Here is a 26,747-nt window from a genome sequence, read left to right as displayed (position 1 = left end):
AATCTGCTACGCGCGATCCGGCCCGCGCAGCGACCCGAGCTAACATCGCGTGATGTCACGGCGGGGGCGCAACGCGCGTACGGTGATCGGCCTCGGTGTGGCGCTCGCCGCAGGCGCGGCGCTGCTGTTCGGCTCGCCCGCGCAGTCCGGTGAGCCGCAGCCGATCCCGCTCGCCACCGCCTGGCCGAACGCGGCACGCGGCAGCGCCCCGTCCAAGCTTCCGGACGGCAGCGAGTTCTCCCCCGCGCTGTTCCTGGACGCCCGCACCGCGATCGGCACCACGCAGAGCGCCGACGCCAAGACCCTGCGCCTGATCGTCCGCGACGGTGACGGCAAGGTGACCGAGCTGCGCCGGGTGCCGGCCGAGCACCGGGCCCCGTTCGCCGCCGTGACCAGCAGCGGGGACACCCTGATCTGGGTGGAGAGCGTCCAGGGCAAGCAGCAGTTGTGGTCCGCCGACCGGCGGGCGCCGAAGTCGGCGCGGATGCTGACCGCCGATGTCGGGGCGATGCGGTTCTACGACTCCGAGCACGACCTGATCGTCGCGGACGGCACGGTGCACTGGGTGGCGAGCGGGGCCGGGGATCAGACCGAGTTCCGGTCGGTGGCGCTCACCGGCGGGCCGGTCGCCGTCACCCGGGAGAAGGGCACCTGGGGGCTGTCCGGGTGGCCGTGGGCGGTCGACGGGCAGACCTCGGCGCGCGGGGCGACCGCGCTGCGCAACCTGACGACCGGCGCGAGTGTCGCGGTGCCGTCGGCGGACCGGACCGTGACGGCGTGCAGCACCGCCTGGTGCCAGGTCGTGTCGATCAACGAGGATGGGTATTCGCGGATCGATCTGTCGCACCCGGACGGCTCGGCCCGCCGCAAGGTGCTGGAGGGCAACGTCGCCACGGCGATCACCGACGTGGCGGTGCTGGACCGGTTCGAGGTGCTGGCGAAGATCACCACCCAGTCCGAGCTGACCGGCAACCAGCAGCTGCTGATCTACGACCTGACGAACCGGCACCTGGTGCTGATCAGCCCGGACGCGGGGAACATCGCCTACCGCGCCGGGGTGCTGTGGTGGTCGACCGGCGACCAGTCCTCGTTCGTCCGGAACAGCCTGGACCTGCGCACCATCTGACCCGGCCGATCAGGCGTAGGGCTGTTTGGGCTGGTCGATCTCCTGCCAGGACTTGACCTCGAGGTAGGCGACCTGCGCCTGGTTCACCGGGTCGGTGCCCACCTCGGTGCTGTAGACGCCGACCACCTGGATCCAGGCGTCCGGCGGCGCGTCCAGCGGGACACCGGTCAGACCGACTTTGATCGGCCGGCCGTCGGCCGCGCAGCAGGTCAGCACGATCCGGGCGAGCATCGGCTTGCCGTCCGGCCCGGGCGTGATGAAGCCGGTCATCTTCACGTTGCGCCCGGCCAGGCTGCGGCCGCTGTCGAAGACCGCCCGGGACGCGTAGTCGAGCAGGCTCAGCTCGATCGGATCGCCGGCCGGCAGCGGCGGATAGTCCGAGGCGGCGGAGAGCCCGACGCTGCCGGCCTGCCCGGCCGCGAACGAGCCCAGCGCCGGCGGCGAGATCAGCAGCAGGCCGAGCACCGGCAGGAGCAGCAGCCAGCCGACGCGCGGCTCGTGGTGGCCGTGACCGTGCCCGTCGTCATGCTCCTCGGGGTGCTCCTCCGCGCCGTGACGGGACGCGCGAAGGTCGTACCAAATCGTCATGATCGCCGCCGCGACCAGCAGGATTCCCGCGACCAGCAGGAAGGGCCGAAGGCCCTCCTTGACATAGCGCAGGAACACATCGGTGACCGTCGCCTTGATGATCGCGCCACCGAACAGCAGCATGATCACCGCCTGTGCCATCCGGCTCATCGCGGCACCGCCCGGCCGGCCCGGACCGCGGAAACGAATGCGCTCACAGCAGCACCACCCCGAACGCGGACCCGACCAGGATCGCGGCCACGAACGTCGCGGGCGCGAACCGCATCGCGAAGCGGCGGCCGAACACCCCGGTCTGCATGGAGATCAGTTTGAGGTCCACCATCGGGCCGACGACCAGGAAGACCAGGCGCGAGGTCAGCGAGAACTGGGACAGCGACGCGGCGACGAACGCGTCCGCCTCGCTGCAGATGCTGAGCAGGACGGCGAGGGTGGCCAGCGCGATCACCGAGACCACCGGGTACGCCGCGAGGCTCTGCAGCCAGGACGCCGGGATCACCACGTTGATCGTCGCCGCGGCGGCCGCGCCCAGCACCAGGAAGCCGCCGGCGTGCATGATGTCGTGCCGGCACGCCGCCCAGAACGCCCGCCAGCGCGACTCGTCGTCCAGGTCGGGCCGGTGCGGCAGCTTGATCCACTCCGGTTTGCCGATCCGGAGCCAGAGCCAGCCCATGGTGACCGCGACGACCAGGCTGGCCACGCCGCGGGCGACGGCCATCATCGGCTCGCCGGGGAACGCGATCACCGTGGCGGTCAGCACGATCGGGTTGATCGCGGGCGCGGCCAGCAGGAACGCGAGCGCGGCCGCCGGGGTGACACCGCGCCGGATCAGCGAGCCGGCGATCGGCACGCTGCCGCACTCGCAGCCGGGCAGGATGACGCCGGCGATCCCGGCGGCGGGCACGGCGAGCGCGGGATGGCTGGGCAGCGCCCGCGCCCAGAAGCTGCGCGGCACGAAGACCGCGATGACCGCCGAGAGCACCACCCCGAAGACCAGGAACGGCACCGCCTGCACCAGCACCGACACGAACACGGTCGACCAGGTCTGCAGGGCCGCCCCGGAGATCATCCCGGCGATGCTGCCGCGGGCGAGCACCAGCAGCACGAGCAGCACGGCGAGCACCTCGAGCGAGCCGATCGTGGCACCCTTCTCCGGGCTCGGCGCGCTCTTCTTCGTGCTCGTGGTCGTCGGTGCGCTCACCGGCAGCCCCCTGTCGTCAGTCGTGCGGCCGGGACCGAACCTACCCGCTCCCACCGGCAAAGCCCGACCGCGTCCCTAGGATGGCCGGATGTTGATCGGCCGTGCGGACACGCTGCGTCAGGTGTCGGACCTGCTCGCCGCTCCCGGCGCCGTCGCCCTGCTGACCGGTATCCCCGGTGCCGGCAAGACCGCCGTGCTGGACGCGGTCCGGGCGGCCGGCGGCCGGACGCTGGCCGCCACCGGCGCGCTGAGTGACCGGCATCTGCCCTACACCGCCCTGGCCGACCTGATCACCGACGACCAGCTGCTGGCGGCGGTGGCCGGTGAGTCGCCGCACCCGCTGCGGCTACGGCTGGACGTGCTGGCCTGGCTGGAGTCCGAGGCCGAGTCCGGTCCGCTTCTGATCACCCTCGACGACGCCCAGTGGTGCGACGAGACGTCCCTGTCCGTGCTGGGCTTCATCGCCCGCCGGCTGCGCGGCACGAACGTCGCGTTCCTGGCCGCCTGCCGCGACAACGAGATCCCGGCCGCGCTGGCCGGCCTGCCCGCGGTCGCCCTGCCACCGCTGGGCGAGCACGACGCGATCCGGCTGCTCAAACAGGCCGGGGTGGACCTGGCCGGGGCCACCCTGCCGCGGATCCTGGACCGGGCCGCCGGCAACCCCCTGGCCCTGCTGGAGCTGGGCCGGGCGGCCACCGCGGACAGCGAGCCGACCACCGTGGAGCTGGCCTTCGCCGCCCGCTTCCGCGCGCTACCGGCCGCCACCCGGGCAACCCTGCTGCTGGTCGCGGCCGGCGACGGCGACCTGCGCACGGTCGGCCGGGCCGAGGACCCGGCGGCGCTGCTACGCCGGCTGGGGCCGGCCGAGGCGGCCGGCCTGGTCACCGTCGCCGGGCACACGGTCCGCTTCCAGCATCCGCTGGCCCGCTCGGCCGCCTACCAACTGGGCACCACCGAGGACCGGGTCCGGGCGCACCGCCGCCTCGCCGACGCGCACCACGACGACCCGGACCGCCGGGTCTGGCACCTGGCCGAGGCCACCATCGTCACCGACGAATCGGTCGCCGCCGCCCTGGAACAGACCGCCGAACGCGCCCAGCGCCGGGGCGCCTACGCCGAGGCCACCCGCTCGCTGATCCGGGCGGCCGAGCTGAGCCCGGCCCCCGCCGACCGCGAGCGCCGCACCCTGAACGCCGCCTGGACCGCCTCCGGCGGCGGCTTCTTCGAGTGGATCATCCAGCTGGCCGGCCCGCTGCACGACCGGTCCACCGACCGGTCCACCCGCGCGATCGCCAGCCACATGCTGGCCTACGCGATCTCCCAGACCAGCCGCCAGCGCGACGCCTGGGGCGCCGTCCTGGCGGCCCTGGAGCTGGTCCAGGACGAGGAGCCGCACTGGGGCTGGTCGTCGTTGACCACGCTCGCGGTGCTGGCCTACCGCCGCGGTTCCGACGGGCCCCTGGTAGAGCGCTGGCTGGACCGCTACGACCGGATCTCCGCCCGGCGCGGCCCGCTGCCGGCCCCGATCGTCGCCTGCCGGGCCTGGATCCGGGCCGAGATCGACCCGTTCGACCGGCCGCCCGACATCCTGGACCTGATCCACGACGACCCGGTCCCGGACGGTCCGCCGACCGAGATGGCCAACCACGAGATGATGCTGGGCGCCGCGGCCTGGGTCCTGGACGACTCGCGCACCGCGCTGATCCGGCTCGGGCGGGCCGTCGAGCTGTTCCGTAAGGGCGGCCCGGCCAACATGACGAACACCCTGATGACGCTGGCCCAGGTGCAGCTGGACCTCGGGGACTTCGACGCGGCGGAGCAGTCCAGCCGGCTGCTGGTCGACCTGGCCGCGACGATCGGGCACGCGTTCGCCGGCGAGCACGGCTTCGAGCTGGGCGCGCGGGCGGCGGCCGTGCGCGGTCAGGTCGAGCTGGCCCGGGAGATGTGCGGCACCGGGCTGCGGACCCTCACTCCCGGTGAGTACCGGGTCCTCGAGGTGACCAGCCATGTCACCCGGGCGTACATCGCGGTCGCCGAGCGGGACGCGGACGGGGCCTGGAGTGCGTTGCAACCGCTCTTCGACGCTTCCGGGGAGCCACTGCACCCGCACATGTCGTACCGGGAAATCGCTCTTTATGTTGTCACCGGGGTCCGGGCCGGCCTTCTCGACGAGCTCCGGCCGGTGGTCGACCGGGCCGGCAAGCGCCTGGCCGGGGCGGCGCCACGACTGCGGTTCCAGCTGGCCCGGGCGCGGGCGCAGCTGGCCGGGGACGGCGCCGAGCCGTTCCACCTGGCGGCGACCGCCGATCCGGCCGCGGCGCAATGGCCCTTCGAACTCGCCTGCGCCCGCCTGGAATACGGCGCCTGGCTCCGCCGGCGCCAACGATCCCGGGACGCTCGCGCTGAGCTGCACGCGGCCTCGATCGCTTTCGTACGGATGGACGCCCGCCCCTGGGCCGACCTGGCCGCCGCCGAACTGCGCGCCGCCGGAGTCACCGCCTTCGAACCGGCCACCTCGGCCTGGACCACCCTGACCGGTCAGGAACGCGAAGTGGTCCGCCTGGCCGCGGCCGGCCTGACCAACCGCGAGATCGGCGCATCGCTGTTCCTGTCCGCCCGGACCGTCTCCACCCACCTCTACAAGGCGTTCCCGAAGCTGGGCGTGACATCCCGCGCCCAGCTCCGCGACCTGGTACCCGGGGATCGCGGCTAGTTACGTCACCCGACGTATACCGCTCCCCCGGTCGCCTTCGTAGGCTTTTTCCATGATGAAGATGGATATCCCCGGCTGCTCCTACACCGCTTCCACCGGGGCGGCGTAGCACCTACTCCGCGGCGCGCAGCCGGGTTTCGAGGCTCTCCCGGCGCTGGACCAGGACGTCGATGACGGCCTCGTTCTCGGCGATCCCGGTCAGCTCGGTGGCGAGCTCCTCGTTCTCGACGTTGCCCTCGGACTCGCCGCCGTCCTCACCGCGGCGGGCCTGGGCGTCGCCGTCCAGCCGGCGGAGCTCGGCGATCTCGGCGTCCAGGTCCTTGATGTGCTGGCGCAGCTGCTCGGGCGTCGTTTCGTCACTCATGGCGACCATCCTAGGAACCACCCGGCCCGGCGCCTCGTCCCGGGCCGCCGTGTCCTTCCGCACAGGCCGCCCGTCGACCATATTGCGCGCCATTTTGTCGACAATGCTGGTGACGATCCCCCAGCCGCGCCCGACCCCGTGAACCCGCAGGCCGGAGGCCCCGCGAGCCGGTCGCGAAGAATTGCACGGAATGCCATGGCGAGCCATTGTCAAATACGATCGAAAAGCGGCACGGAATACCATTCTGCAACGCCCTGAGCTGCACAGACACCCCGATGGTATGTAGTCGGCGTGATGTATCACCCGGTGCGGGAATGTGCTCTACTCTCATTCACCTCGATCGATCGACGAGCTGAACGTGCAGCCACCCGCACCCAGGAAAGGCAGCCTCCTTGAGAACGAGATCCGCTCTCCTCGCCACCGGCGTGACCCTCGCGCTGGTCACCGGCGGCGCGGTCGACGCGTCCGCCGCCGGCCCGGCGCCCGTGCCACCACCGGCCGTCGCCGTGGCCGACACCACCCCGGCCATCGTCAGCGCGGCGAACGCGTTCCTCGCCACCCTGACCGCCGCGCAGAAGACCGCGGTGCAGTACGCCTGGACCAACACCGCCCAGAAGCAGAAGTGGTCCAACCTGCCCCAGGGCCTCTACACCCGCAGCGGCCTGATGTGGGGCAACCTGACCACCCCCCAGCAGAACGCCTGGCTGGCGGTGATGCAGGCGACCCTGAGCCCGGAGGGCTACCAGCGGGTCCGCCAGGAGTGGCGCGCCGACGACTTCCTGACCAGCGGCGGCGGCCTGCTGTACGGCCAGAAGTACTACTGGATCGCGCTGATCGGCAGCCCGTCGGCGACCACCCCGTGGCAGTGGCAGTGGGGCGGGCACCACGTGACCGTCAACGCCACGGTGTCCGGCACCGAGGTCGCCCTCTACCCGAGCTTCATCGGGGCGCAGCCGGGCAGCTACACCGACGCCGGCGTCGCGGTCAAGCCGCTCGGGGACATCTGGACCTCGGCGTACACGCTGGTCAGCTCGCTGACCACGGCGCAGAAGGCGCAGGCGGTGCGCGGCAGCACGTACATCGACCTGCTGTACGGCCCCGGCCAGGACGCCCGCGCGCCGATCTACGAGGGCGTCCCCGGCTCGTCGCTGACCGCCGCGCAGAAGGCCACGCTGCTGACCCTGATCGGCAAGTACGGCAACCTGGTCAACGCCGAGGACGCGGCGAGCCGGCTGGCGGAGGTCCAGGCCACCCTGGATCAGACCTATTTCGCCTGGTACGGGCCGACCACCAGCACCGGCGCCGCGTACTTCCGGGTGACCGGCCCGCGGGTGATCATCGAGTACTCGCCGCAGGCCATGGGCGGGACCGCCGCGAACCACATCCACGGCATCTACCGCGATCCGGAGAACGACTACGGGGCAGCGATCTCCTGATGACGACCACGGCCCCGGGCCGTGCACGGAGGGCGCCGGCCCGGCTGCTGGCGCCCCTCGTGGCGACGGCCCTCATCCTGCTCCCGGCGGGCGCCGCCTCGGCCCATCCGCTGGACGTCTCCCGGCAGACCTCGTACGTCACCGTCGGCACCGACACGGTGACCGTCGAGGTCGAGCTGGCGGCCGGCGTCCTGGTCGCCCCGGCCTTCCTCGCCGACCTGGACACCGATCACGACCGGGCGTTCAGCCCGGCCGAGGGCGACGCCTACGCCCGGCGCCTGCTCGCCGGCGTCGCCCTGCGGGTGGACGACGTCCCGGTGCCGCTCCGGCTGACCGGCGTGGAGCTGCCGACCTACCTCCAGGCCCAGGCCGGGTACGGCGTTCTGCACGTCACCGCCACGGCCCCGCTCACCCCGGCGGCCGGCGACCACGCGCTGTTCTTCCGCAACGACTTCGCCCCGGCCAAGCCGCAGTACCAGGTCGCCGTCCTGACCCCGAAGAAGGCGCCGATCCGGGTCGGCGAACAGCGGCACGACGAGGCCCAGCGGCAGGTCAGCACGACGTTCACGGTGCTCGGCGACACCGCCCCGGCGGCCGCGCCGGACACCGGGGGCACCGGCTGGGGCGTCGAGCGCCTGCTGTCGATGACCCAGGATCCGGCCCGCTCGGCCGGGGTCACGCTCGCCGCCGTCGCACTGGCCATGCTGCTCGGCGCGTTCCACGCGCTCAGCCCGGGGCACGGCAAGACGATGATGGCCGCCTACCTGGTCGGCGGCGGCGCCCGGGTCCGCGACGCGCTGGCGCTGGGCGCGTCGGTCACCGTCACGCACACGTCGTCGGTCTTCGTGATCGGCCTGACCGCGTTGCTGACCACCCGGTTCGCGATGCCGGACGTCCTGGTCCCGGCGCTGGAGCTGATCTCCGGCGTCCTCGTGCTGGGTCTGGGCCTGCGGTTGCTCTGGCAGCGCCGCACGGTGCTCGCCCGGGTCCACGCCCACGCGCACGCCCATGGGCACGACCACGACCACGGGCCCGACCATCACCATGACCATCCGCCGGCCGGGCGGGTGGGACTGGCGTCGGTGGTGGCGCTCGGGATCTCCGGCGGCCTGGTGCCGTGTCCCGAGGCGCTCGGCGTGATGATCCTGGCGATCGGCCTGGGCCACATCGCCGTCGGCCTGCTGCTGATCGTGTCGTTCAGCGCCGGCCTGGCCGCGGTCCTGATCGGCATCGGGGTCCTGCTCGTCCGGGCCCGCCGGTTCGCCGCGCTCACCGGCCGGTTCTCCGGCGGCGCGCCGGCCCGGTGGGCCCGCCTGCTCCCGCTGGTCAGCGCCGCGGTGGTGGTCGTGCTCGGGGCCGGCCTGATCACCCGGACGCTGGCCGGTGCCTAGAAGATCAAAATCAGCCGACGGTACGGACGAGCCGGTCCTTCATCGCGGTCAGCCGCTGCTCCGGGTAGAGCGTCCCGGAGCGGATCACCCCGGTCACCCGGTGCAGGTTGGCGGTGTCGTCGAGCGGGTTCGCGCCGAGCAGCACCAGGTCGGCGTCGCGGCCCGGCTCGACGGTGCCCATCGTCGCGGTGGCGTCCAGGAACTCGGCGGCGTTCAGGGTGAGCATCTGCAGCAGGCGCAGCGGGGCGATGCCGGCCTCGGCGAGCAGGTCGATCTCGTCGTGCAGGCCGGCGCCGGGGACGATCCAGACCGCGCCGGACGAGTCGGTGCCGGCCAGCATCCGTACGCCGGCCTGGTCGAATGTCCTGGCCAGGTGATACTCGAGCCGGTGCGAGGCGGCCAGGGTCGCCCGCTGGGCCGGCGTGAACCGGGCGAACCGCTTGACCGCGCCGTCCCACGTCCGGCGGGTCGCCGGGGTCATGTAGCGCAGGTCCGGATCGGCCGGGAAACCCGGGTCGTCGCAGAGTTTGCTGGTCTTCTGCCGGATCAGCGTCGGCACGTGCCAGGTGCCGTCCGCGGCGAACCGCTCGCCCAGCCGGTGCGCGTGGCCTTCGTCGTACTCGTGGATCGCCTCGTCGAGCAGCGCGAGATCGGCCGGCTTGTTCAGCTGGACCGGGTTGAGCACGATCCGGCGCAGCACCGCCGCCAGGATCCGGTCCATGAACGGCAGCCGGACCGACGGCAGCCGGAGCCGCTGCTCGCCGGTCGCCGGGATCTCGTCGTGGCCCGAGCAGCAGCCGAGCACGCCCAGGCCCGCCCCGAAGTGCTCGACCGACCGGACGCCGAGCTTCGAGGCGCGCACCACGTCGAGGCCGGCCGGCAGGTGACCGACGATCGGCACGCCCAGCCGCAGCGCCTCGGCCTGCGCGTCGAAGAACCCGTCCGGGGTCATCGCCGCCGACTTCACGAAGTCGGCGCCGGCCGTGACCTGCTCGCGGACCGCCGTCGCGGCGGCCTCCGGAGTCGCGGTGTTCAGCATGGTCAGCAGCGGTCCGGGCAGCGCCAGCAGGGCCGGGGACGCGGCCGGGAGACGCAGCGTCCCGGCCGCGCGGGCCCGGAGCAGGCCGAGGTCGCCGTGCATCTGGCGGAAGCCGGTGATGCCGTGCGCGAGCATCAGCTCCAGCGTGGCGTCGACGCCGGCCCGCTGGCCGAGCGGGTGCGCGTGCATGTCGTTGTAGCCGGGCACGACGTACCGTGCGGAGGCCTGGACCACCTCGGCGCCGGGCGGCGCCGGCAGACCGGGACCGACCGCGGCGATCCGGCCGTTTTCGATCAGGACGTCGGTGCCCGGCCGCAGACCGCCGGCCCGGGTGTCGACGACGGTGGCGTCGCGCAGCAGCAGAGTACTCATCGGTTGCCCAGCCTACCGGCGTTCCCGCTGGTCAGGGCCGGGTCACCGGTCAGCGCAACGAGCGGAACGCGGCCCGTAGCTCGGCCGCGAACAGCTCCGGCTCCTCCCAGGCGGCGAAGTGGCCACCGCGCTCGGCCTCACCGAAGTAGGTGAGCGTCGGGTAGGACTGCTCGGCCCAGCTGCGCGGCGTCCGCCAGATCTCGCCGGGGAACGCGCTGAAACCGACCGGGATCCGCGGCGGCGGGAGCGGCCGGCCACCGGCGGCGGGCGCGTCCGGCCCGTACGCCTCCCAGTAGGACCTCGCCGCCGAGGCGCCGGTGCCGGTCAGCCAGTAGGCGGTGATGTTGTCGAGGATGTGGTCCCGGGTGAGGTTGCCGGACGGCTGCCCGTCGACGAACGCGCGGGCGATCTTGTAGTAGGCGTCGGTGTCGTGGTCGATCATCCAGGCGGCGAGCGCGGCCGGCGAGTCCAGCAGGGCGTACCCGATCGTCTGCGGCCGGGTCGCCATCTCCACGAAGTACCCGTTCCCGCTGCTCTGGAACGTCTTGATGGCGGCCAGCGCGGCCCGCTCGGCGTCCGTGCCGCTGGGCAGCGACGCCGGGTCGTTGAGCGCCGGCACGAGCAGGTTGGTGTGGATGCCGGCCAGCCCGTCCGGGCCCAGCCGGCCCATCGTGTCGGTCACGCCGGCGCCGACGTCCCCGCCCTGGGCCACGTAGTGCTGGTAGCCGAGCCGGCGCATGAGCTCGGCCCAGGCGCGCGCGGTGCGGGCGAGATCCCATCCGGTCTCGGCCGGCTCACCGGAGAAGCCGTACCCGGGCAGGGACGGCAGCACCAGGTGGAAGGCGTCCGCGGCGCCGCCACCGTGGGCGGTCGGGTCGGTGAGCGGGCCGACCGCGTCGAGCAGCTCGATCACCGAGCCCGGCCAGCCGTGCGTCATGATCAGCGGCAGCGCCTCCGGATGCCGCGACCGGACGTGCACGAAGTGGATGTCGACGCCGTCGATCGCCATGGTGAACTGCGGCAACGCGTTCAGCCGGGTCTCGATCCGGCGGCCGTCGTACTCGGTCGTCCAGTACTGGTGCAGCGCCCGCATGGTGGCCAGTTGCACGCCCTGCGTCCGGTCCCCGACGACCTCCTTGCCCGGCCAGCGCGTGCCCGCCAGGCGGCGGCCCAGATCGTCGAGCGCGTCCTTGGGGATCTGCACCGTGAACGGCCAGGCGGAGTCACCGGCGTGCTGCTCGATCGTGGTCATGTCGCTGTTGTCCTCTCGATCCGGGCGCCATCGCATTCGACTCTTTCGATTCGGATGCTTCCACTCCGGGCCGATCGACTCCATGGCCGCTCGTCGCGGCATGTGAAGACGCCGCGACGCTCAGACCGGTACGGCGTGGCCGGGCTCGGCGACGACCGAGCGGTCCCGCCCGGCGTGTTTGGCCGCGTAGAGGGCGGCGTCGGCCCGGGCGACCAGGTCGTCGGCGGACTCGTGGTGGTCCCAGGTGGCGACGCCGGCGGAGAACGTCTGGGCGTCCGGGGTGACGGCGCGCAGCCGGTGCAGGATCTCGGTCGCGGTGGCCGCGTCGCAGTCCGGCAGCAGGAGGATGAACTCCTCACCGCCGTACCGGGCAAGAAGGTCTTGATTGCGGATCTGCGCGGTCCAGTTCGCGGCCGCGGTCTTGAGCAGGCGATCCCCGGCCTGGTGGCCGTGCACGTCGTTGAACTGCTTGAAGTGGTCGATGTCGAGGATCGCCACGGTCGTGGTGAGGTGCCGCCGGCCGGCCTGGTCGAGCCCGGCGGCCAGCAGGTCGTCCCAGGTGCGGCGGTTGGCCAGACCGGTGAGCCCGTCCGAGGACGCCAGCACCTCCAGGGTCCGGGCCTGCTCGGCCAGCTCCGCGGTCTGCGAGTTGACCCGGGCGACGAGGATCTGCAGCCGGCCCACGACCAGGCCGAAGATCAGGGTGCAGCCGACCGCGATCACGACGGCGTCCGGCACCCGCGAGTCGTAGCGCCACGCCTCCCAGGCCAGCAGCACCGGCCCGGCCATCGTGGCGGTCCACAGCAGCGGGGTGCGCAGCCAGGGCAGGTCCGGGCGGCTGCGGGTCGAGGCGGTGGTCAGCTCGACGAAGCCCGGGTGCAGCGCGGCGGCGCCGAGCAGCCCGTAGACGAGCAGCGAGACCGCGTTGGCCACGCCGGCGAACAGCGAGCTCTGGAACAGCAGCTCCGGGACGAACGCGTAGGCCAGGTCGTAGACCAGCAGGGCCAGCTGGGCGAGCACGAGCAGCCGCATCGCCCGGCCGCCGAGGCCGCCGCTGAGCAGCAGGCTGACCAGCAGGGCGAAGATGAACAGGTCGGCCATCGGGTAGGCGGCCAGGGTGATCGCGGCGGGCACCGAGCCGGCCTGCACGACCGCCGGCTTGATCAGGAAGATCGCCACCACCAGGGCGTACCCGCAGCTGATCACGGCCGAGTCGAGCAGCCGCTCCCGGTTGCGGGCCGGCACCCGGCGGCGGACCAGCCAGATCATGCCGACGATCTGCGCGGTGCTGCCCAGCAGGAAGACCGCGTCCTGCGGGCCCGGTGACGGCGGCCGCTCCAGCATCGAGAGGACGAGCACGCCGGCGGCCCCGCAGGCGGCCCAGAACGTGATCAGCCAGAGCGGGCCCGTTCCGGCGCGCCGGTAACGCAGCAGGCGGTAGGCCATCGCGGCCACCCCGGACCAGGCGAACACCTCGAACCAGACGCCGAAGAGCGGACCGGGCGGCAGGAAGACGTACGGGATCAGCCCGAGAACGAATGCGGTCAGGTACAGCCACCACGCGTGCTTGGCGGGCTGCCGAGTCGGCGGGTCGTTCCGCGGGGCGTCTGTCACGGGCACAAGGGAATCCGATGCCGGCCGCCGGCCCGGTACCGGAACGGGTGCCGGTCGGGTGCGACCGGCCCGGATCAGGGGGCGATGGCGATCGCGGCGATCTGGTCCGGGTCGACCGGGGTGGAGAACAGGTAGCCCTGGCCGGACGGGCAGTTCGCGGCGAGCAGGTAGGCCAGCTGCTCCTCGTCCTCGATCCCCTCGGCGATCGGCCGGAGTCCGAGCGCGGACGCCATGTGCAGGATGCTGCCGACCAGGACCGCGGCCTTCGGGCGCAGCGCCAGCGCGTCGATGAACGACTTGTCGATCTTGAGGATGTCGACGTCGAGCTCCAGCAGGTAGGCCAGCGAGCTGTAGCCGCTGCCGAAGTCGTCGATCGCGACCCGGACGCCGAGCCGGTTCAGCTCGGCGAGCACCGCGCGGGCCCGCCCGTACTGGTCGACCAGCACCTGCTCGGTGATCTCCAGGACCAGGTTCTCCGGCGCCAGGTCGGACTCCCGCAGGCAGTCCTGGACGTGGTCGAGCAGGCCGGGGTCGGCGAACTGGGTCGGCGACAGGTTGACGCTCACGTACAGGTTGCGGCCGTCCGGCAGCTGCCGGCGCCAGGCCCCGAGCTGCCGGCAGGCGCTGCGCATGACCCACGCGCCGAGCTCGGTCATCAGCCCGAGGTCCTCGGCGAGCGGGATGAAGCTGACCGGCGGGATCACCCCGCGTTCCGGGTGGTACCAGCGCAGCAGCGCCTCCGCGCCCTGCATCCGGCGGGTCCGGATGTCCACGATCGGCTGGTAGACCAGCCGCAGCTGGTCGAGCTTGAGCGCGGCCCGCAGATCCGACTCGACGATCGCGCGCTCCATGACGGCGATGCGCATCTGCGGCTCGAACCGCGCGAAGCGCGCCTTGCCGCCGGTCTTGGCCGCGTACATCGCCAGGTCGGCGTCGCGCAGCAGGCTCAGCGCGTTCTCGTCCTCGGCGCCGGACGACTCGACCACGCCGATGCTGGTGTCGACGGTCAGCGGGCGGCCCTCGAGCCAGGTCGGCTCCAGCAGGGCGGCCAGCATCCGCTCGGCCAGCGCCTCGGCGACGCCCGGATCGTCGAACCGCTCGACCAGCACGGCGAACTCGTCGCCGCCCAGCCGGGCCACGGTGTCGTCGGCCCCGATGCACTGGGCGAGCCGGGACGCGGCGATGGTCAGCAGCTCGTCGCCGGCCAGGTGGCCCAGGCTGTCGTTGACGGTCTTGAACCCGTCCAGGTCCAGCAGGAAGACCAGCACCGGCTGCCCGCTGACGCGGGCCCGGGCCAGCGCGGTCTCGGCCCGGTCCAGGAACAGCGCCCGGTTCGGCAGGCCGGTCAGCAGGTCGTGGAAGGCCTGGTGGTGCAGCCGGTCCTCGAGCAGCCGGCGCTCGGTCACGTCGGTGACGATCCGGATCCCGCCGGTGAGCCGCTCGTCCTCGTCGACCAGCGGCGCCTGCGCGACCTCCACCTCGACGATCGAGCCGTCGCTGCGCAGGTGCTGGGCGGAGGAACTGCCCGGGTCGGTGAGACTGGGGTCCACCCGGCCCAGCACCTCGGCCTCGGTCCAGCCGTAGATGCCCTCGGCGGCCCGGTTCCACCGCAGCACCCGGCCGGTCGGGTCGGTCTCGATGATGCCGACCGGCGCGGAGTCGAGGAGCCCGGCCAGCCGGGTGGCCATCGCCCGGTTCTCCGACTCCCGTTCGGTGGCGCTGCGCTGGGCCTGCTCCGCCGCGGTCCGCAGGCCGCGCTCGGCGGTCAGCGACTCCACCAGCCGCTGGACCAGCGGCCGGGTCACCGAACCGGCCAGCCGGGCCTCGCCGCGCGCGGCCGCCTGCACCGCCTCGGCCAGGGCCACCCCGCTGGTGCCCTTGACCAGGTAACCGCACGCCCCGGAGAGCAGCGCCTCGATCACCAGCGACTCGTCGCCGTAGGCGGAGAGCACGATGACCGCGGGCGCGTCCGGCAGCGCGGTGATCTTCTTGGTCGCGGTCAGCCCGTCCATCCCGGGCATCCGCATGTCCATCAGGACCACGGCCGGCCGCAGCTCGGTCGCCAGCGCCACCGCCTCGGCGCCGTCCCGGGCCGCGCCGACCACCTCGATGCCCGGCACCCGGGCCATCAGCCGGATCAGCCCGTCGCGCACCTCGTCCACGTCGTCGACGACCAGGGTCCGGACGATCGGGATGGTGGACGCGCCCGCCTCGCCGGAGCCGCGGTCCGGCCGCTGCCGGTCGATCATGACGCCGCCACCTCACGTTCGGACGCCGGCATCCAGATCTGCACCCGGGTGCCGTGCCCGGGCGTCGACGTGATCGTGTACCGCCCGGCGGTCAACTCGGCCCGCTCCCGCATCCCGGCCAGCCCGAAGTGCCCGCCGGCGACGAACGACGGCATGTCCTCCAGCGCGAAACCGACCCCGTCGTCGTCGATGGTCAGATCAACCCCTTCGCCGCCGTACGCGTCGACCAGCTCCACACGAGCACGACCGGCGTGCGCGTGGTTGGCCACATTGGTCAGCGCCTCCTGCACCACGCGGTAGAGCACCGTCTCGGCCTCCGGCGTCATCCGCCGCGTGGTGGCCACCGACACCGGGCACTCCAGGCCGGTGCGCCGGGTGAACGAGGAGGCCAGGTCCCGCAGGGCCGGTTCGAGCCCCTGCTCGTTGAGGGCCGGCGGGCGCAGCTCGGTCATCAGGCTCCGCAGGTCCCGGATCTCCTGTTCGAGCCGCTGCTGCGACTCCAGCAGCAGCGCCTTGCTGTCCGCGACGTCGTCGTACTCCAGCGCGAGCGAGGCCTCCTCGAAGCCGTAGCGCACCGCGGTGAGCCGCTGGATCGGGCCGTCGTGCAGCTCCGCGGCCAGCCAGGTGCGCTCGTCCTCCCGGCCGCGGATGGTCTGGGCCAGCAGCTGCCGGCGCTCCCGTTCCACGCTCTCCAGGTCGTGCAGGGTCCGTTCGAGCTGCTGGCCCTGCTCGGCCAGCTCGGCCGCGCGCTGCTCGATCTCCCGGTTGGCCGCCTCCAGCGCCACGGTGCGCCGGGCGACCAGGTCCTCCAGGTGGTCGCGGTGGTCGCGCAGCTCCTCGCGGGCCACGTCGAGCGCAATCGCGGCCTTGGCGATCTGGCGCTGCATGACGTTGAAGCTCTCGGCCATGGTGCCGATCTCGTCGCGGGTGTGCACCGCCACCGGGGTCTCGTCGACCTGGGCGTGCGCGTCCTCCAACCGGCCGCCGGCCAGCGCCTCCATCGCCTTGGTCAGGTCGGCGAGGGTGCCCTGGGCCAGCCGGTCGGCGCTGGCCGCGAGCTGCCCGGCGGCCTGCGCGATGGTGCCGGGCAGCACCAGCCCGACGGTGACGGTCAGGATCGCGACCGCGACGAAGATGTCCTGCAGCACCGTGGTCAGCATCAGCTGGCCGCGGTCCACGGTCTGCACGGCGAGCAGGTAGCCGGCGCCGTCGAGCACCATCACCGCGAGCATCGCGCCGGTCAGCTTCATGTGCATCGAGCGGAAGTAGACCGGCAGGCCGGCCGCGCGGCGGTCGCGCACCACCCGCCAGGTGTAGAACACCGCGCCGGAGTAGGCCAGCGCCAGGCCGAACAGCACGGTGGGCAGGCCGTACTGCTCGAAGCCGAGCACCGTCGACAATCCCCAGACGGCGGCCGCGCACACGCCCAGCATCACCGTGCCCCGCGGCGCGCGCCACGGCCGGTGCTGGTCCGGGGCCTGCCGGCGCAGCAGCCAGACCGCGACGCTCGGCAGGCCGATCCCGATCAGGTAGGTGAAGTTCGCCGCGGCGATCATCCAGACCGGGTCGCCGGCCAGCAGGAACGCGATCGCCAGCACCGCGGTCAGGGTGGTGGCCACCCACGGGGTGTCGGTGCGCGAGCGCGCGGACAGCACCCGGGGCAGCAGCCCGTCCTCGGACAGCTGCGACAGCGTCCGGGCGGCGCCGGCCAGCGGCTGCAGCGTCCCGTGGAACATGTTGAAGATCATGAACATGATCGCGGCCGACTTGGCCGCCGCGCCGAGCACCGTGCCGTACACCGGGCCGAGGCTGACCGCCAGTTCGCCGCTGAGCCCGTCGGTGCCGATCACCCCGAGCCAGACGACCGGGACCAGCAGGAAGTAGACCCCGGCCATCCCGCCGCTGGCGATCATCGCGCGCTTGACGTTGCGGACCGGATCCTTGGTCTCGCCGACGTGGCAGGTGGCCGCCTCGAAGGCCGGCGCGGCGAAGCCGATCAGGTAGAGCCCGGCCATCGCGCTGGTGATCTCGCCGAAGACCCCGGCGAACGGCGAGACCAGGTGGAACGAGGCCGCCTGGTGCCAGTCCGTCCGGCCGGTGACCACCGGCCCGATCACCGAGAGGAAGGCCAGCAGCGCCGAGCCGATCGCGATCGGGCTGGCCAGCCGGGTCACCCAGCGGACGCCGGCCAGGTTGACCGCGGTGAACAGCACCACGATCGTCACCGCCAGCACCGTCACCGGCACCTGCGGCAGCACCCACTGGTGGATCGCGGAACCGGACAGGATCGCGGTGAGACCGCAGGTCGGGACCCAGCCCCACCAGTAACAGACGCCGGTCAGGTTGGCCAGCACCGCGCTGTACGGCCGGAACGCCTCGGCGCAGGTCGCGGCGATCCCGCCGACCCGGTTCGGCCACATCAGGACCAGTTCCAGCCAGCCCGGCGCGGCCGCCCAGGACAGCAGCAGCCCGACCACGAGCAGCGGCACGGCCGCGCTGCCCTGCGAGACGACCAGCGCGGGGATCAGGAACAGGCTCTGGTTCGACCCGCCCATGGCCAGCGCCGTGGTGCCGAACCAGCCGATCGTCCGGGGGTGCTCGCGCAGGGACCGGTCATCGCTCCCGGCCCCGGCCGCAGCCGTCATGACCCGCACCCACGACTCCTCCCGCTCGTCCGCCCTATCGGCGCGACGAGCGATCGGCTGAGCCGCTGAGCCGATCGGGGCCGAGTTCGAGTTGCGGAAATAGACAAGGTTCTTGTTTCGTGCGCGTTAACAACCATAGGATCGATGAGCGTCGTTATGAAACGTTTCACGCGCTCAGGAGGTCCGAATGAACGGTTCAATCGCGGCCATGACAGCCGCGCTCCTGCTGGCACCGATATCGATTCAGGCCGTGGCGGCGGATCCGCCGGTGAGCCTGACCGGGGCGCACTGGATCTGGTATCCGGAGGGCGATCCGGCGAACAGCGCTCCGGCCGCCACCCGCTACCTGCGCCGCACGTTCACCGTCACCGCCGCCGACATCGCGACTGCCCAGTTCGTCGTGACCGGCGACGACACCGTCGACGTCTGGGTCAACGGCACCCGGCTGGCCGGCTCGCCGCGGGTGGCCGACTCCTGGCAGAAGGCGATCTACGTCGACCTGGCCGGCGCGCTGCACGCCGGGTCGAACACGGTCGCGATCGCGGCCCGCAACACCGGCGGACCGGCCGGCGTCCTGGGGCATCTGCACGCCGGGTCGGTGGACCTGGTCACCGACACCTCGTGGCGGGTGGCTACCGCCGTACCGGAAAATTGGTCTGACCCGGCCTTTTCCGACGCCTCCTGGACCACCGCGAAAGATCTTGGCGCCGGGCCGTGGGGCAATGGTGTCGCGTTGCCCGACCCGGCCGCGGCCTCGCCGGTGAGCGTCACCGACCTGACGGTGAATCGGCAGGTCAACCCGGTCGGCGTGGACAGTCCGCGGTTCGGCTGGCGGCTCGCGTCCGGCACCGGCGGGCAGATGCAGGGCCGTTACCAGATCACCGTGGGCAGCACGCCGGGCGCCGCCGACGTCTGGGACAGCGGCACGGTCGCAACATCACAATCAACCGACTTAGGGTACGGCGGAACCGCGCTCGCCCCCAACAAGACCTACCACTGGCGGGTCCGGGTCTGGGACGCGCAGGGCCGGCCGAGCGGGTGGAGCCCGAGTGCCCACTTCGACACCGGCATCACCCTGACCGCGCCGTTCGTCGGCGCACCCCCGGCCGGCGACCTGAGCGGCGCGAACTGGATCTGGTACCCGGAGGGCGACCCGGCGAACAGCGCTCCCGCCGCCACCCGGTACTTCCGCAGGACAGTCAGCCTGGCCGCGAGCACCACGATGGTGGTGACCGGTGACGACACCGCGGACGTGTGGGTCAACGGGACGCAGGTCTCGGCCAGCCCCCGGGTGACCGACTCGTGGAAGACCGCGGCCGCGGTGACCATCCCGGCCGGGACCAGCACGATCGCGATCGCCGCCACGAACACCGCGGCCGGCCCGGCCGGGGTGATCGCCAAGCTCGGCTCGACGGTCACCGACGGGTCGTGGAAGGCGTTCACCACCGCGCCCAGCGGCTGGCAGCAGCCCGGGTTCGACGACTCCGGATGGGCGTCGGCACAGGTGCTGGCCGGCTACGGCGGCGGCCAGTGGGGCAGCCAGGTGCTGGTGCCGGGCCCGGCGCCGTACCTCCGCAAGGGTTTTCCGATCGCGAAGCCGGTGGCCCGGGCGCGGCTGTTCACCACCGCGCTGGGTCTGCACGACACCTATCTGAACGGCACGCGGGTCGGCGCCGAGCGGCTCGCGCCGGGCTGGACCGACTACACCAAGCGGCTGCAGTACCGGGGTTTCGACGTCACCTCGTCGATCCGGCAGGGGGACAACGCGCTCGCGGCGCAGCTCGGCCGCGGCTGGTACTCGGGGAACATCGGCTTCGCCGGCAGCCAGCGGTACGGCACCCAGCCCTGGTACGCCGCCCAGCTGGTGGTCGAGTTCACCGACGGCACCTCGACCACCGTGCAGACCGACGGCAGCTGGCGGACCGCGCCGGGCAACGTCCGCGCCGACGACCTGTACGCCGGTGAGACCCAGGACGCCCGCCAGGCGATCGCCGGCTGGACCGCCCCGGGCTTCAACGACAGCGGCTGGACCGCGGTGACCGTCAGGACCGGCACCCGGCCCACCCTGGTCCCGCAGGTCGACCCGGGGGTGGCCGTCCACCAGGAGCTGCGCCCGGTCGCGATCACCCAGCCCAAGCCCGGCGTGTTCATCGCCGACCTCGGGCAGAACTTCACCGGCTGGGACCGGCTGCGGGTGACCGGCCCGGCCGGCACCACGGTCACCCTGCGGCACGGCGAGATCCTCAACGCCGACGGCACGCTCTACACCACGAACCTGCGGGCCGCGCAGGCCACCGACCGGTTCACCCTGGCCGGCACCGGCGGCACTGAAACGTTCGAACCGCGGTTCACCGTGCACGGCTACCGGTACGTCGAGCTCACCGGCTTCCCCGGCACCCCGACCGCGGACAGCCTGACCGGGCTCGCGGCCTGGACCGACGGCGCCGCCACCGGCACGTTCACCAGCTCGGACGCCACCCTCAACAAGGTCCAGCAGGCGATCCTCTGGGGCGCCCGGTCGAACCTGCTCTCCATCCCGACCGACTGCCCGCAGCGCGACGAGCGGCTCGGCTGGACCGGGGACATCGCCGCGTTCGGGGCGACGTCGACGTTCAACTTCGACACGTACGGGCTGCTCAACAAGTTCGCCACCGACCTGGTCGACGCGCAGCACGCGGACGGGGCGTTCACCGACGTGGCGCCGGACGTGCTCGGCGGCGCGGGCAAGGCCGGCTGGGGCGACGCGGGCGTGATCGTGCCGTACACGATCTGGCAGCGCTACGGCGACCTCGGACCGGCCGACCGCACGTTCGACGCGATGGCCCGCTGGGTCGACTACCTGCGCGGCACGTCCGGCACCGACCTGATCCGCAACCAGGACACCTACGGCGACTGGCTCAACGTCGACGACGGCACCGCGAACGACCTGACCAGCACGGCGTACTTCGGCTGGTCGGCGCGGCTGGTGTCGCGGATGGCGGCGGCCACCGGCCGCACCGCGCAGGCCGCGTCCTACGGCGCGCTGGCCGACCAGGTCGCGGCCGCGTTCGCCGGCCGGTTCGTCGCGGCCGACGGCACGATCGGGAACAACAGCCAGACCGGGTACGTGCTGGCCCTCGCGTTCGGCCTGGTCCCGGCGAACCGGGTGCAGGCGGCCGCGGACAAGCTGGCCGCGAAGGTGGCGGCCCGCGGCGGTCACCTGTCGGTCGGCTTCATGGGGGTGGAGAACCTGCTGCCGGTGCTCGCCGACCACGGGCATGTGGACGTCGCGTACCAGATCCTGCAGCAGCCGGACTACCCCGGCTGGGGCTACATGATCGCGAAGGGCGCGACCACGATCTGGGAGCGCTGGGACGGCATCCGCCCGGACGGCAGCCTGCAGGACCCGGGCATGAACTCGTTCAACCACTACGGGCTCGGCTCGGTCGGCGACTGGCTCTACCGCCAGGTCGGCGGGGTCGCGCCGGCCGCGCCCGGGTATGCCCAGGTGCTGCTCGCGCCGAAGCCGGGCGGGACGCTGACCTCGGCGTCGTCCGAGCTGACCACGGCCTTCGGCCGGGTCCGCAGCGCGTGGAGCCGGTCCGGGTCCACGATCACGCTGCAGGTCGTCGTCGCTCCGAACACCTCGGCGACGGTACGGGTTCCGGGCGCCACGGTGACCTCCGCGCCGGCCGAGGCGGTGCCGGTCGGCGGCACGTCCTACGTGGTCGGCGCCGGGACCTACACGTTCACCTCGACCGTCTGACCGCTGCTGACCGCTTCTGACAGGTGAAGGCCGGGCGCCGAGCGCCCGGCCTTTTCCGTGCTGACGTGTTCTGGAGAACGAGCGTTGACGAACCAGTGACATATCTGAAACATTGAATGTCCTCGCTCGCAAGAACTCGGCAGATCTCCGAAATTTTCCGTGTGCGAGCTGTAAAACCCGTCCGCTCCGCTCCCGTCCCAGAACGGACCCCCATGAATCCGAAAGCTCTCGGTCGAAGACTGGTCAGCGTCGCCCTGGTGGCCGGCCTGACCGTCCTCGGCCTGTCCCCCGTGGCCGCGCACGCCGCCGGCGGCGCCAACCTCGCGCTCGGCAAGGTCGTCTCGGCCAGCGGTTCCCTCGGCGCGCAGCCCGCCGCCGCGGTCAACGACAACAACCCGAATTCCTACTGGGAGAGCCCGAACAACGCCTTTCCGCAGTGGATCCAGGTCGACCTCGGCAGCAGTGTCGCGATCGACCAGGTCGCGCTGAAGCTGCCGCCGGCGACCGCGTGGGCCACCCGCACGCAGACGCTGAGCGTGCAGGGCAGCGCCAACGGCTCGACGTTCAGCGATCTCTCGGCGTCCGCCGGCCGGGTGTTCGACCCGGCCACCGGCAACACCGTCACGATCAACTTCACTTCCGCTTCGGTACGGTTCGTCCGCGTGAACATCACCGCGAACACCGGCTGGCCGGCCGGGCAGCTGTCCGAGCTGGAGGTCTACGGCGTGGGCGGGACGACCGACCCCGACCCGGATCCCGACCCGAACCCGCCGACCGGCACCGACCTGGCCGGCGGCAAGGCGATCGAGGCGTCCTCGGCGACGTTCAACTTCGTGGCGACCAACGCCAACGACGGCAACCTGAGCACGTACTGGGAGTCGGCCGGCTTCCCGTCCACGCTGACCGTGAAGCTCGGCGCGGACGCGAACGTCACCGGCGTCGTCGTCAAGCTCAACCCGGACGCCGCCTGGGGCCCGCGGACGCAGGCCGTCCAGGTGCTCGGCCGGGCCGGCACGGCCACCGCGTTCACCGAGCTCAAGGCCCGTGCCGACTACAGCTTCAGCCCGTCGAACAGCCAGAACACGGTGACCATCCCGGTCAGCGGCAAGGCTTCCGACGTACGGCTGCAGTTCTTCACCAACAGCGGAGCGCCCGGCGGGCAGGTCGCCGAGCTGCAGGTGATCGGCGCCTGGGCGCCGGCGCCGGACCTGGTGGTCACCTCGACCACGTGGAGCCCGGCGAGCCCGGACGAGACGTCGGCGCTGACCCTGACCGCCGGCGTCCGTAACTCGGGCACCGTCGCCTCGGCCGCCACCACGCTCGACTTCAAGCTCAACGGCGCCGTCGTGGCCAGCGCGAACGTCCCGGCCCTGGCGGCCGGCGCGACGGCCACCGTGACCGGCGCGGTCAGCGCCCGGGCGCAGGGCACCTACACCGTCGCCTCGACGGTCGACCCGGCCAACACCGTGGCCGAGTCGAACAACGACAACAACACGTTCACCGCGAGCACCCAGCTCGTGGTCGCCCAGGCGCCGGGCCCGGACCTGCTGGTCACCGCGGTCAACCTGACCCCGGCCAACCCGGCGGTCGGCGCGGCGGTCAGCTTCACCGTCGGCGTGCAGAACCGGGGCACCAGCGCCGCGGCCGCCAGCACCACCCGCGTCGTCGTCGGTTCCAGCACGCTCACCGGTGCCACCCCGGCGATCGCGGCCGGCGCCACCACGACCGTCACCATCGGCGGGACCTGGACCGCGACCAGCGGGGGCGCCACCGCCGTCGCGACCACGGACTCGGCCGGCGTGGTCGCCGAGACCAACGAGGGCAACAACACGCTGTCGAAGTCGATCGTGGTCGGGCGCGGCGCCGCGGTGCCGTACTCGGAGTACGAGGCCGAGGCCGCCCGCTACACCGGCACGCTGCTGCAGCCGGACGCGCTGCGGACGTTCGGGCACACCAACTTCGCCTCGGAGTCCTCCGGCCGGCAGTCGGTCCGGCTGGGCAGCACCGGCCAGTTCGTCGAGTTCACCTCGGCGAACCAGGCCAACTCGATCGTGGTCCGCAACTCGGTGCCGGACGCCGCCGGCGGTGGCGGCCAGGACTGGACGATCAGCCTGTACGTCAACGACGTCTTCAACCGCAAGCTCACCCTCAGCTCGCGCAACAGCTGGCTGTACGGCACCACCGACGACACCGAGTCGCTGTCGAACACCCCGTCGGCCGACGCGCGCCGGCTGTTCGACGAGTCGAACGCGCTGCTGGGCACGTCCTACCCGGCCGGCACCCGGTTCAAGCTGCAGCGCGACTCGGGCGACTCGGCCAGCTTCTACGTCATCGACCTGATCGACCTGGAGCAGGTCGCGGCGCCGCTGAGCCAGCCGGCCGGCTGCGTCTCGATCACCACGTACGGCGCGGTGCCGAACGACGGGCTCGACGACACCTCCGCGATCCAGCGGGCGGTCACCGACGACGAGAACGGCGTGATCCCCTGCGTCTGGATCCCGGCCGGGCAGTGGCGGCAGGAGCAGAAGATCCTCTCGCCCGACCCGACCCGCAACCAGTACAACCAGAAGGGCATCCGGAACGCCGTGATCCGCGGCGCCGGCATGTGGCACACCCAGCTCTACACGAACACCCAGCCGCAGAACGTGGTCGGCAACATCAACCACCCGCACGAGGGCAACGTCGGCTTCGACATCGACGACAACACCCAGATCTCCGACCTGGCGATCTTCGGCAACACGCAGAACCGGGCCAACCGGGGCCACGGCCTCAACGGCCGGTTCGGCAAGAACACGAAGATCAGCAACGTGTGGATCGAGCACGTCAACGTCGGCGCCTGGGTCGGCCGGGACTACTCGGACACGCCGGCCTACTGGAACCCGGGTGACGGGGTCGAGTTCAGCGGCATGCGGATCCGCGACACGTACGCCGACGGGATCAACTTCTCCAACGGCACGCGCAACTCCCGGGTCTTCAACTCCTCGTTCCGGACCACCGGCGACGACGCGCTGGCGATCTGGGCCAACCCGTACGTCAAGGACCAGAACGTCGACATCGACCACGACGACCACTTCGTGAACAACACCGTGCAGCTGCCGTGGCGGGCCAACGGCATCGCGATCTACGGCGGCTACGGCAACTCGGCGGAGAACAACCTGGTCTCCGACACGGCGAACTACCCGGGCATCATGCTGGCGACCGACCACAGCCCGCTGCCGTTCTCCGGCACCACGCTGATCGCCAACAACGGCCTCTACCGCACCGGCGGGGCGTTCTGGAACGAGGACCAGGAGTTCGGGGCGATCACCCTGTTCCCCTCCACGAAGGACATCACCGGCGTCACCATCCGGGACACCGACATCATCGACTCGACGTACGACGGGATCCAGTTCAAGAACGGCGGCGGGAACATGCCGAACGTCGCCATCACGAACGTCCGGATCGACAAGTCGAACAACGGCGCCGGCATCCTGGCGATGAGCGGGGCGCGCGGCAACGCGGTCCTCTCCGGCGTCACCGTCACCAACTCGGCCGACGGCAACATCGTCACCCAGCCGGGCTCGCAGTTCACCTTCTCCGGAAGCTGACCTGAGGGGCTGGGGTGCGCGGCGGACCGCGCACCCCAGCCCGCCGTCACGTTTCCCACCGGCCCGTTGTCACGTTGCTTTCGGACCGGGCGGACACGGTCACGATCGGTGCGTTGTGACGCGCAACCCGGCCGCGATCAGGTCGGCGAGCTCGGCCGGCGCGGTAAGTGGCAGCAGGTGGTTCGCATTCTCGACGGTCGCGGTCGTCGCCTGCGGGAAGAGGCCGGCCAGGCGGGCCACCAGGCGGTGGGTCGGCGCCGGGCTCCGGCCACCTTCGATCAGCAGCACCGGCTTCGCCAGGCGCCCGGCGATCGCCGGGTCCAGCGTCCACCCGGCGACCGCGGGCAGCTCGGCGGTGAAGAAGTATCCGCAGTCCCGTTCCGCGTGCGACAGCCCCTCGGCGCCCAGCACGCGGGTCATCACCTCGCGGTACTCAGGCCCGCACACCGCGGTCATGAACGCGCCGAACGCGCCCGGCCGGTCCCCGTGCGCCATCGCGCCCATCGCCGCGCCGATCGCCGGCCCGATCGTCGCGTGCAGGAACCCCAGGTCCACCGGGTCGACCAGGGTGTCCACCAGTGGCGGCTCACTCAGCGTCAGCCCGCTGACCAGGTCAGGATGGTCGAACGCCAACTGCAGCGCGATCGTGGTGCCGGACGAGTGGGCGACCACGTGCGCGGGAACCGCACCGAGGTGACGCAGCAGCGCGGCCGCGTGCCCCGCGTGATCGGCAACGGTCAGGCCGGGCGGCGGTTCCACCCCGGTGTAACCGGCCCGGGTCAGCCGGATCACCCGGAGGCCGTCCAGCGCGGGCTCGGCCGCGAGCGGCACGAGCCAGTCGGCGAAGCCACCGGCGTGGATCAGCAGTAGCACTGGCCCGTCGCCACCGGTGTCGGTCCAGGCAAGTTGGTCCATCATGATCGTTCCTCTCGGTCGCGGCCGCCTGACGCAAGGGTCGTGGTCAGCCGGCCCGGGGTCAGGCCCGAAGGCCGCGGTCAGCCAGCACAAAGACCGGCCCGACGGCGGTGGTCAGTCGGCGTACAGGCGGATCTCGATGCCGTCCGGGTCGTGCAGGCCGATCAGGACCGAGCCGCCGTCGTGCCCGGTCACCACGCCGCCGTGCGGCTGGCCGATCTCGGTCAGCCGACGACTCCAGCCCTGGACGGCGTCCCGGGTCGGCACACGAAGTGCGACCAGGTCGAACCCGGCCAGCCCGGCGGCCCGCGCCGGGTCCAGCCGCAACGCCAGGCTGAGGGTGCCGGCCGGGTCGACCAGGGCAAGGCCGTGGAGCACCCGGTCCTCCGCGAACTCGATCGCCACCCGCAACCCGAGCACGGTGGTGTACCAGTCGCGGCTGCGATCGAGGTCGGCGACGGGAATTTTGACGTGATGGATCCCGGACAGCTCGGTCATCGTGAGCTCCGCTCA

Annotated in this window: 16 protein-coding genes; 6 read left to right on the top strand and 10 right to left on the bottom strand. The window is 72.3% G+C overall.

Annotated features, from left to right (window positions below; translation table 11 throughout):
* The first annotated feature begins 52 nt into the window (after positions 1 to 52).
* The gene (locus tag L3i22_RS16645) at positions 53 to 1,126 is read left to right on the top strand and encodes a hypothetical protein (protein WP_221327873.1); all 1,074 of its coding nucleotides are present in this window, start codon (positions 53 to 55) and stop codon (positions 1,124 to 1,126) included.
* A gap of 9 nt (positions 1,127 to 1,135) precedes the next feature.
* Here the strand turns inward: L3i22_RS16645 and L3i22_RS16640 are convergent, their stop codons facing one another.
* Positions 1,136 to 1,864 (bottom strand): TIGR03943 family protein, encoded by a 729-nt coding sequence (locus L3i22_RS16640; protein ID WP_221327872.1) that lies wholly within the window; start codon positions 1,862 to 1,864, stop codon positions 1,136 to 1,138.
* Between the two features lie 43 nt (positions 1,865 to 1,907).
* Positions 1,908 to 2,912: a permease gene (locus L3i22_RS16635; protein WP_370644471.1), complete on the bottom strand. Its 1,005-nt coding sequence runs from the start codon at positions 2,910 to 2,912 to the stop codon at positions 1,908 to 1,910.
* Positions 2,913 to 3,000: 88 nt separating this feature from the next.
* Here L3i22_RS16635 and L3i22_RS16630 point away from each other — a divergent pair, with 88 nt between their 5' ends.
* Entirely contained in the window at positions 3,001 to 5,625 is a 2,625-nt protein-coding gene (locus L3i22_RS16630) for a LuxR C-terminal-related transcriptional regulator (RefSeq protein ID WP_221327871.1), read from the top strand.
* A 112-nt stretch (positions 5,626 to 5,737) separates the two neighbouring features.
* On the opposite strand, the gene L3i22_RS16625 is transcribed toward L3i22_RS16630, so the two are convergent.
* Positions 5,738 to 5,989, bottom strand: coding sequence for a hypothetical protein (locus L3i22_RS16625; RefSeq protein WP_255658299.1), 252 nt, complete (start codon positions 5,987 to 5,989; stop codon positions 5,738 to 5,740).
* Between the two features lie 392 nt (positions 5,990 to 6,381).
* On the opposite strand from L3i22_RS16625, the gene L3i22_RS16620 reads away from it, so the two are divergent.
* On the top strand, positions 6,382 to 7,425 hold the full coding sequence (locus tag L3i22_RS16620) for a DUF3500 domain-containing protein (RefSeq protein WP_221327870.1): 1,044 nt from the start codon (positions 6,382 to 6,384) through the stop codon (positions 7,423 to 7,425).
* Positions 7,425 to 8,816 (top strand): hypothetical protein, encoded by a 1,392-nt coding sequence (locus tag L3i22_RS16615; protein ID WP_221327869.1) that lies wholly within the window; start codon positions 7,425 to 7,427, stop codon positions 8,814 to 8,816. The genes L3i22_RS16620 and L3i22_RS16615 overlap by 1 nt, the downstream gene beginning before the upstream one ends.
* A 10-nt stretch (positions 8,817 to 8,826) precedes the next feature.
* On the opposite strand, the gene L3i22_RS16610 is transcribed toward L3i22_RS16615, so the two are convergent.
* The 5 genes from L3i22_RS16610 to L3i22_RS16590 form a co-directional block, all read right to left on the bottom strand.
* Positions 8,827 to 10,227, bottom strand: coding sequence for an amidohydrolase family protein (locus L3i22_RS16610; protein WP_221327868.1), 1,401 nt, complete (start codon positions 10,225 to 10,227; stop codon positions 8,827 to 8,829).
* Positions 10,228 to 10,276: 49 nt separating this feature from the next.
* Positions 10,277 to 11,479: an epoxide hydrolase family protein gene (locus L3i22_RS16605; protein WP_221327867.1), complete on the bottom strand. Its 1,203-nt coding sequence runs from the start codon at positions 11,477 to 11,479 to the stop codon at positions 10,277 to 10,279.
* 120 nt (positions 11,480 to 11,599) lie between these two features.
* Positions 11,600 to 13,093 carry a GGDEF domain-containing protein gene (locus tag L3i22_RS16600; RefSeq protein ID WP_221327866.1) on the bottom strand — a complete coding sequence of 498 codons (1,494 nt, stop codon included), beginning with the start codon at positions 13,091 to 13,093 and terminating at the stop codon, positions 11,600 to 11,602.
* Positions 13,094 to 13,167: 74 nt separating this feature from the next.
* A complete protein-coding gene (locus L3i22_RS16595; RefSeq protein WP_221327865.1) occupies positions 13,168 to 15,342 on the bottom strand; it encodes a bifunctional diguanylate cyclase/phosphodiesterase in 2,175 nt (724 codons plus the stop codon).
* Positions 15,339 to 17,987, bottom strand: coding sequence for an amino acid permease (locus tag L3i22_RS16590; protein ID WP_221327864.1), 2,649 nt, complete (start codon positions 17,985 to 17,987; stop codon positions 15,339 to 15,341). The genes L3i22_RS16595 and L3i22_RS16590 overlap by 4 nt, the downstream gene beginning before the upstream one ends.
* Positions 17,988 to 18,195: 208 nt before the next feature.
* On the opposite strand from L3i22_RS16590, the gene L3i22_RS16585 reads away from it, so the two are divergent.
* Both L3i22_RS16585 and L3i22_RS16580 read left to right on the top strand, forming a co-directional pair.
* Positions 18,196 to 21,732, top strand: a complete 3,537-nt coding sequence (locus L3i22_RS16585; RefSeq protein WP_255658295.1) for a family 78 glycoside hydrolase catalytic domain — start codon at positions 18,196 to 18,198, stop codon at positions 21,730 to 21,732.
* A 212-nt stretch (positions 21,733 to 21,944) separates the two neighbouring features.
* Complete coding sequence (locus L3i22_RS16580; RefSeq protein WP_221327862.1) at positions 21,945 to 25,319, top strand: CARDB domain-containing protein; 3,375 nt, start codon at positions 21,945 to 21,947, stop codon at positions 25,317 to 25,319.
* Positions 25,320 to 25,418: 99 nt separating this feature from the next.
* Here L3i22_RS16580 and L3i22_RS16575 read toward each other — a convergent pair whose 3' ends face one another.
* The gene (locus L3i22_RS16575) at positions 25,419 to 26,237 is read right to left on the bottom strand and encodes an alpha/beta fold hydrolase (RefSeq protein ID WP_221327861.1); all 819 of its coding nucleotides are present in this window, start codon (positions 26,235 to 26,237) and stop codon (positions 25,419 to 25,421) included.
* A gap of 111 nt (positions 26,238 to 26,348) precedes the next feature.
* Complete coding sequence (locus tag L3i22_RS16570; RefSeq protein WP_221327860.1) at positions 26,349 to 26,732, bottom strand: VOC family protein; 384 nt, start codon at positions 26,730 to 26,732, stop codon at positions 26,349 to 26,351.
* Positions 26,733 to 26,747 lie beyond the last annotated feature (15 nt).

Origin of the sequence: Actinoplanes sp. L3-i22 (assembly GCF_019704555.1) — a bacterium.
Classification (GTDB): Bacteria; Actinomycetota; Actinomycetes; order Mycobacteriales; family Micromonosporaceae; genus Actinoplanes.
The sequence above is the reverse complement of the archived record's forward strand: the minus strand, read 5'-3'. Positions and strand labels throughout refer to the sequence as shown.